Source organism: Streptococcus sp. 3874 (assembly GCF_013276425.1).
Classification (GTDB): Bacteria; Bacillota; Bacilli; order Lactobacillales; family Streptococcaceae; genus Streptococcus; species Streptococcus pseudopneumoniae.
In genome coordinates, this window is record NZ_VMLA01000055.1 from 1 (window position 1) to 8407 (window position 8407).

The window sequence follows — 8407 nt, forward strand, 5'->3', positions numbered from 1 at the left end:
TCGTTATTGGGCGGTTACAATATAGTAGCAAAAATTGAAGGAAATATCTCCACAAGAAAACGCATACTATTAAGCTTTTTCAAGACCTAATAATATGCGCTGTTCTGATTTGAAAGACATTCCATTATTATTTTACTGTTATCAAGCCTTCAGGCTCGACTGTAAATTCTGGTTTTTCTGCTATCGTGCCATCTTCTTTAAGGTAATACCAGCCATCATTTGATTTGACAAAGGCATTAGAAACCATGTCCCCATTTTGACTATCAAGATAGTACCAAGTCTCCTTGTATTTGATCCAGCCTGTTTTCATAGCACCTTCTCCATCGAAATAGTACCACTTCTCAGCGATTTTCTTCCAGCCTGTCGCCATTTCGCCTGACTGGTCAAACCAGTACCAGTTGCCGTCTGTGTGCTTCTTCCAGCGGTCTGCAAGCATATATCCTGAACCGTCAAAGTAATACCAGGTACCATTAACTTTCTCAAACTTATCTTTTGGATAAGAACCATCTGAGTGTACATACCAGGTGCCAGTATCGTTCTGTCGCCATCCTGCTTCAATCGTCAAGCCGTTTTCAATATCCTGCTTGAATTGCTCACGACTAATGCCCCAGCTTGCAAGATAAGGATAAGGGTCAACATGATCTGAGTTGTTGTCAGGTTGGTTATTGGTGCAATATTCGTGTGTCTTGATACCTGCTAAATCAGCAGTATCAAGCGTTTTAGGTATCCCAGCCTCGTCTGCTAGATTACGCAAGAGTTCGATATAGAGACGATAGTCAATCAGAAACTCTTCTTTCGATTCATGGCTTTCAATCAGTTCAACTTGTGCATAACCTTCTGCATTCCAACCGCCCCCAACGTCCCAGGCACCATTATCAACAGGTCCTACCTGCATAACACGACCATTACCGACTACGTGAGAAAAGAAGCCCAATTCAGGATCTTTTCTGTAATGGTAGTCAGCCTCATTTTGAACCGTTGAATTACGGTTGCCTGTGGAATGGGCATGGACTTGCCTATATGGTTGCACGCCGACTTGAGGCAAATCTGTTCTTAATTTACTCACATCAATTTCCATATTTTACTCCTTATCAATTAAAACAACTTATTTTTTACAATCCAGAGCTAGAAACTCCTTTATTTCTACCTCATAAAGAATACAATCCTAGTCACGATTGGGCTTGTAGATAGAACTTCAAAACGCACTATTTTGACACTGTAAATAGGACTGATAAGGTCTGCATCCTATCTACAATAACACCCCAGACTAAAAAGCTTTTCAAAAGTATATTTTTACAGTCTCTATATGTCCTTTTCATAAATACTATACTTTATTATATCATATAAAAGAAGTCAAAAGTCTGTTAAACTATTTTCAAGACCAAACTAAAGATAACAGCACAAATTTTTTCGATTTTCACTAGAGGAAATGGATTTTATTAGCAAATACAGCTAGGAGAGCACTTTGGTTGCCAAGATGGCCTTACCTTCTTTTATCAAGGGGTGACGGAACAGTGAGAAGTACAGTTGGATGGTCATGGTAACCCAGATGAGGGGTTCACAAAGAATAACTCCCTTATAGCCCGCCCAAGGGATAATCAAGACCACAAAAGCGATTTTCCCGATTAGTTCGATAAAACTAGAAACCAGAGGAAGGATTTTTTGCCCCAAACCCTGCAAACAATTGCGATAAATCAACAAGAGGCTCAAAATGGGATAAAAGGCTGAACTAATTTGCAGATAGAGACTTCCATTTTCTATCAAGTAACCATCTGTCGAACTAGCCAAGAAGGAAACCAAGGCTGGACTGGCAAAAAAGAGGAAAACACAAACAAAAACTGCCCAGGATATACTTAAACGACTGCCGATTCGAAGGCCTTGAACAATACGGTCTGGGCGCTTAGCACCTAAATTCTGAGAAGCAAAGGTCGTCATCGAAGCAGAAATAGCAGTCATCGGAAGAAGGGCGAAGGCCATAATGCGTCGAGCCGCCGTTTGTGCACTTATAATCACTGCGCCAAAGGTATTGACAGAAGACTGTAAAATCACACTGCCGATGGACACAATTGAACTCATCAAGCCCATAGCCAAACCTTGCTCCAAGAGATCTGCGTACAAGGACTTATCCCATTTGAAATACTTGCGCTGAGGCAAAAGTTCTGGCACACTCTTACAGATATAATAAAAGCAAAGAACCGCTGATAAACCTTGCGAAATAATGGTAGCAAGTCCCGCGGATTGAACTCCCAGATGCAGTTGCGTAATAAAATAGAGATCCAGAACCACATTAACCAGAGCAGAAAAAATCAAAAATCCAAGGGCAGCTAGACTGTCCCCAATGGACTGCAACAAACCTGCAAAAAGATTATAGGCAAAGCTGACACCGACACAAGTCACAATCATAGAAATATATTGATAGGACTGGGGAAGGATTTCAGCAGGGGTATCTAGGTACTGTAAAAGAGGATACAAACCAAGAAAGCCCAGCAGCATCACTACAACACTCAAAAGAGCCCCTAAAATCCAGGTGGATGCTACTGCTTCCTTGATTTTAGTGAAATTCCGAGCTCCATAATAACGGGCAATGACAATCCCCATGCCATTTCCAACACCAAGAGTAAAACCTACAATCAGGTCAAAAATCGCTGTCGTCGCCCCTACCGCTGCCAAGGAGTCTTGTCCAAGAAAACGTCCAACAATCAAGACATCAGCAGTGTTATAGAGTTGCTGAAAGATATTAGACAGCAAGATTGGGAAGGCAAAACTCAAGAGAGAAGGAAGAATCGGACCATGTATCAGGTCCACTGTTCGTTTTTTATTCATAAGGCTATTACATCAGCTTTCTAGTGGAGCCACAAGAAACAGCAAACTATAGTCAATCTGAAATCTTGAATCAAAAATCGAAAAAGTAGCGGATTTCTCCACTACTTTAACAGCTTATTCTTCAATTTCGATTTCAAGTTCATCGCCTAGGTCAAGTGTCACTTCTTCATTCACAGAATCTACTTGAACTGCTTCATCTTTTTTGTTTTCAGTATCTTGTTCTGAAGCTTCTTCTCCATCAATCAAGCCAAATTTAGAACGGACTTGCTTATCAATTTCATCAAAGATTTCTGGGTGCTCTGCCAAATATTTCTTAGAATTCTCAGAACCCTGACCGATTTTTTCATCCTTGTAAGAATACCAAGCTCCTGCTTTTTTGATAATATCCAAGTCGCTTGCAATCTTCAAGAGTTCACCAGTCTTAGAAATTCCTTCTCCGTACATAATTTCAACTACGGTTTCCTTAAACGGTGGAGCTACCTTATTTTTTACAACCTTAATCTTAGTTTCTTTACCGACATTGGTTTCTTTTTGGTCACCAGTTCCCTTAATTTGTGTGTTACCACGAACATCTAAGCGGACTGAAGCATAGAATTTCAAAGCACGTCCGCCAGGTGTTGTTTCTGGATTTCCAAACATGACCCCAACTTTTTCACGCAATTGGTTGATAAAGATAGCAATTGTTTTGGTTTTATTGATAGAAGCACCAAGTTTACGCATGGCCTGACTCATCATACGGGCCTGCAAACCAACGTGGCTATCACCGATATCTCCATCAATCTCCGCACGAGGTACAAGGGCCGCAACTGAGTCGACCACGACAAGATCTACAGCACCTGAGTCAATCAATTTTCCTGCAATTTCAAGACCTTGCTCTCCTGAGTCTGGTTGTGACAAGAGCAATTCGTCAATGTTAACACCAAGGGCCGCAGCATAAGCTGGGTCAAGGGCATGCTCCGCATCGATAAAGGCTGCAATCCCACCTTCTTTTTGCGCTTGTGCAACTGCATGAAGGGCAACCGTCGTCTTACCAGATGACTCTGGTCCATAGATTTCGATGATACGTCCCTTAGGATAACCACCTGAACCAAGGGCAATGTCAAGAGCTAAAGAACCTGAGCTCATCACTTGCACCTTTTGCTCCGCACGTTCACCCAAACGCATGATTGATCCTTTACCAAAGTCTTTCTCAATCAATTTAAGAGCATCATTCAAGGCCTTTTCACGTTCTGCCCCAAATTTTTTTGAAATTTCTTCTAATTTTTTTGGTTTTTTCGCCATTCTATTCTCCTACATTCTAATGATCCTCAGACCTATCTACTATTATATCAAAAGTTAGTCACTTAATAAAGCCTTGCGAACTAGGTTAAAGGCATGCATAACAGCAATGTGACGTACATCTGCTCGACTTCTGCCTCCAATATTGACCTTGATAACCTCAGTTCCTTGCTCTCGAGCCAAGCCTATGAAGACTGTCCCAGCTGGATGCCCTTCTAGGCTATCTGGCCCTGCCACTCCAGTCAAACTAATTCCAAAATCAGATTGAGTCTTGTTTCGTGCCTGCTCAGCCATCTTCTGTGCTGTAAATTCAGATACCACACTCTGTTCTTCCAAATCCTTGACAGGAATATCCAACATTTTTGATTTTTCCTCCAAGCTATAGGTCACAAAACCACCCTTAAATATACTTGAAGCTCCTGAAAAATCCGCTACCCTAGCTTGGAAAAGACCTGCCGTCAAACTCTCTGCAGCCGTGATGGTTTTCCCTTGTTTTTTCAGTTCTTCTACCACAATGCTGGCTAAACTGGACTCTTCCCCATAACCATAACAAAGGTCTCGTAAAGAAAGTCCTTCAAAGGTCTGGCGATCCAAGATTTGATGTTCCAAAATATCCAGCACTTGATTCGCCTCTTCTTGACTGCTAGCCTTTGTTGACAGACGCAAGGTTACCTCTCCTGTCTTGGCATAAGGTGCCAAGGTCGGATCGGTCTGATTATCAATTAAATCAGCCAAAATCGTCACCAACTGGCTCTCGCCAATCCCAAAGAAACGAAGAACCCGGGAATACAGCTTACTCCCCGTCATCAACTTGGGTAGAAGTTGGTTTAAGACCATAGGCTTCAATTCACTTGGCGGACCAGGAAGGACAACGTAGGTCACTCCATCTACTTCTAGTATTCCTCCCACAGCCAGCCCCGTTTCGTTTGGCAGTGGAGTCGCTCCTTCTACAATTTGGGCTTGTCTTTCGTTATTCGGTGTTCGGGCATAATCTGGTCGCTGGGCGAAAAAGACATCTAACTTCTCCTGAGCCTGAGGATCGAAGACTAATTCTTTCCCTAAAAATTTAGCCAGAGTTTGTTTGGTCAAATCGTCCTCAGTCGGCCCTAAACCACCTGTCAAAATCACCAGACTGCTACGTTGACTGGCAATCTCAAGCAAAGACAAGAGACGGGCTTCGTTGTCTCCTACAGCCGTCTGAAAATATACATCTACCCCAATCTCTGCTAGTTTTTCTGATAAAAACTGAGCATTAGTGTTGACAATCTGTCCTGTCAAAATCTCTGTTCCAACAGCAATGATTTCTGCTTTCATGTTTCCTCCTACCTATCTATTCGTATTTTTTTGAAAAAATCGCAGGAAATTTCCCACGATTGATTTTTTATTTGTATCAAAAGTTAATTATCTTCATCACCAACAGGTGCTCTGCCAAATAAATCTTCAAATAAGACCGCATTGGTTTCAAGCTGAGTGACTTCTTCTTGTCCCAAAGAACGTCGGAGTAGATTTTGCATTTCCAACATATGGGCTCTCGAAACAATCTGGTAAGAAACACCTTGAAGCATCTCTCCTTCACCCTGCAACTGCTGAGTTTCAATGGTTTTAAATGAATCTTTATAGCCTAGCAAGTTAGGGATACTTTTTGCAGACAAATCAATATTGGTCTGCATATTGTCACTCAAAGCTTTTAGAATCTCTTGATAATGACCAACACTATTTAAACTGAGAGCTTTTTCCATGACTTTTTGAATAACTTCACGTTGACGTTTTTGACGACCATAATCCCCCTCAGGATCTTGGTAACGCATTCGTGCATAGACTAGGGCTTCTTCTCCCCCAATATGTTGCTCCCCAACACCGATAGAAATGGTATTAAATTCTTCTTGGTCACTGATAGAAATTGGGAAACCTAGGGTATTATTGACTGTAATACCACCTACTGCATCCACTAGTTTTTGTAACCCTTTCATATTGACCATCACATAGCGATCAATATGGATATTCATCATTTTTTGAATGGTTTCTATAGCAAGCTCTGCTCCACCATCTGCATATGCTGAATTCAGTTTCGCTTCATGAACCTGACCATTCCCTGATTCAATGCGAGTCAGAATATCCCGCTCTAAACTCATCATCGTTGTTTTTTTCGTTTTAGGATTCACTGTCATCAAGATCATGCTATCACTTCTACCGACCCAAGTTTCAGTTCGTTCAGCATTTCCGGTGTCCACTCCCATTAACAGAATAGTCAAAGGTTCAGTCGCTTCAATAACCTTGGTTTCTTCGCCGATTTTTTTATAGGTTTTAGCTAAGGTTTCTGTCCCTTGTTGATAAATAGTATAAGCAAAAATACCTGCTCCTACTACAGTTACAGAAAGTAAAGCTAGCACCATTCCAATAATTTTTTTAACCATATTTCTACTAATCGATCAGTTTACCCATCAAGTAAACATCGATAAATTTCCCTTCTTCTATATATGCTCCACGCTCTTGGCGACCTTCAATTACAAAACCATGCTTTTGATAAAGATGGACTGCTGCTTGATTACGAGTTTGGACAGTCAACTGGAGACGACGCAGAATGCCACTTGCTTGTGCCCACTCTATCGCTTCCTCTAGCAACAAACTTCCCAAGCCATTATTCCAATATCTTTTTCCAATCACAATGAAGAAATCTCCAATATGACGGACTCTCTTGCGCTGGTCAGCTGTAATATTTATAATACCAGCAATTTTATCATTTAAGAATGCAAGTAAGGTTATCTGATTGTCCGAACTAGCTTGCTTGTTGAGGAATATTTCCATCTCCTCACTGGTCAAGAGAATACCATCTCCGTCTAAGCTGGTAAAATCTGTCTCCAAACTCACACGATTTAAAAAGGCCACTAATTCAGCTGCATCTTTAGGCTCTGCTTCTCTAATGAGCAATTCATACTCCATGTTGAAGCTCCTCTAAGAGTTTTTCTGCACGCAACCCCTTTGCTTGGAAATGTAATCTGCGACCGTCTTCTTCTTTTAGAATTTCCAATTCTAAATAAGTATCTGGCAAGGCATCTCCTAAGAGATTTCCCCACTCGATGACAGTCACTCCGCCACCAAAGAGAAACTCATCCAAGTCGATAGAATCCGCATCTCCTTCAATACGATAAACATCTAAATGGAAAAGCGGAAGACGCCCCTCATACTCTCTTACGATAGTATAGGTTGGACTTTTAATCATTTGAGAAATCTGTAAACCTTTAGCAAGTCCTTTAGTAAAGGTCGTTTTACCTGCACCCAGTTCTCCAGTTAAGATTAAAACATCATTCTTTGCTAATAGATGACCCAAACGCTCCCCTAAGGATTGTAGCTCTTCTTCATTTTTTGTGTACATACTCTTATTATACCAAAAACTTTTCTTTTGTGTCTATTTTCCTGCTAAACTTATACTCAATGAAAATCAAAGAGCAAACTAGGAAGCTAGCCGCAGGCTGTACTTGAGTACGGCAAGGCGACGCTGACGTAGTTTGAAGAGATTTTCGAAGAGTATTACCATCATAACATCCATAAAAACAAGCTTTCTCTAAAAGAAAATGAGCGTAGCAATGACCAATACAAGATCTCGGAAAATATGACCATAAAAGGAAACTTCCTTCTTGACCGAATTTGGGACAAGATAGGCTGCAAAAAACAAACCCAGTCCAATATACATCAGAAGAGAGACAATGGTCATTGGATTTCTTAAAAAGAGAAGTGTTGCTAAAATAGTCACCAACACTGTCTTTTTTCTGTCTAGCATAGCAAGAAAATCGCGCATGTATTTTTTCAAGGGTAAAAAAATCAGCAAATCTAGCCCAAATAGAAAGAAAAAGGATGGCAATAAAAAGTCAACTAATTCTTGCTGCAGCGTATTTTTAATGAACAAGTTATCTGACAAGACAAGGACAGCTCCTAATAAATTAATTAAGAGTAACATACTGTAAAAAAGCTTCACTGACTTCTTACTGGCTAGGACACTATGGACTTCTTGCTTACGGGTATAAAGATAATTTACTCCAGCACAGATTCCTGAAACGAAGACCATACTTCCGATGAAAAAAGCTGTACTTTGTTTAAAGGACAAGATGCATTCCTTCCATAGAAAACAGCTACTCAAACTGATTTGAATTAAAGCTAACAAAAATAAGATTCTCATTGTTTTCATCTTTTCTCTCCCTTCCTACCAATCATTATACTAGGAGAAAAGAGAGAACTGTTTTCAATCTTCTCAAATGTCTCTTTTAGACGCTAAACAAACATGAGAGACTACTACTCAATGAAAATCAAA

At 40.6% G+C, this 8407-nt stretch carries 8 protein-coding genes; all 8 read right to left on the reverse strand.

Annotated features, from left to right (window positions below; genetic code table 11):
- Positions 1–127: 127 nt before the first annotated feature.
- Positions 128–1078, reverse strand: a complete 951-nt coding sequence (locus tag HT703_RS06200; protein WP_000401884.1) for an N-acetylmuramoyl-L-alanine amidase family protein — start codon at positions 1076–1078, stop codon at positions 128–130.
- A 374-nt stretch (positions 1079–1452) separates the two neighbouring features.
- Positions 1453–2823, reverse strand: coding sequence for an MATE family efflux transporter (locus HT703_RS06205; protein WP_054392727.1), 1371 nt, complete (start codon positions 2821–2823; stop codon positions 1453–1455).
- 114 nt (positions 2824–2937) lie between these two features.
- The gene (recA, locus tag HT703_RS06210; protein ID WP_172929982.1) at positions 2938–4104 is read right to left on the reverse strand and encodes a recombinase RecA; all 1167 of its coding nucleotides are present in this window, start codon (positions 4102–4104) and stop codon (positions 2938–2940) included.
- A 54-nt stretch (positions 4105–4158) separates the two neighbouring features.
- Entirely contained in the window at positions 4159–5415 is a 1257-nt protein-coding gene (locus HT703_RS06215; protein WP_000642684.1) for a competence/damage-inducible protein A, read from the reverse strand.
- 83 nt (positions 5416–5498) lie between these two features.
- A complete protein-coding gene (locus HT703_RS06220; RefSeq protein ID WP_000239276.1) occupies positions 5499–6515 on the reverse strand; it encodes an LCP family protein in 1017 nt (338 codons plus the stop codon).
- Between the two features lie 7 nt (positions 6516–6522).
- Entirely contained in the window at positions 6523–7041 is a 519-nt protein-coding gene (locus tag HT703_RS06225; RefSeq protein WP_138707959.1) for a GNAT family N-acetyltransferase, read from the reverse strand.
- Positions 7031–7474 (reverse strand): tRNA (adenosine(37)-N6)-threonylcarbamoyltransferase complex ATPase subunit type 1 TsaE, encoded by a 444-nt coding sequence (gene tsaE, locus HT703_RS06230; protein ID WP_050261833.1) that lies wholly within the window; start codon positions 7472–7474, stop codon positions 7031–7033. Before tsaE ends, HT703_RS06225 begins: the two co-directional genes overlap by 11 nt.
- A gap of 189 nt (positions 7475–7663) precedes the next feature.
- Positions 7664–8284: a hypothetical protein gene (locus HT703_RS06235; RefSeq protein WP_000855698.1), complete on the reverse strand. Its 621-nt coding sequence runs from the start codon at positions 8282–8284 to the stop codon at positions 7664–7666.
- Positions 8285–8407 lie beyond the last annotated feature (123 nt).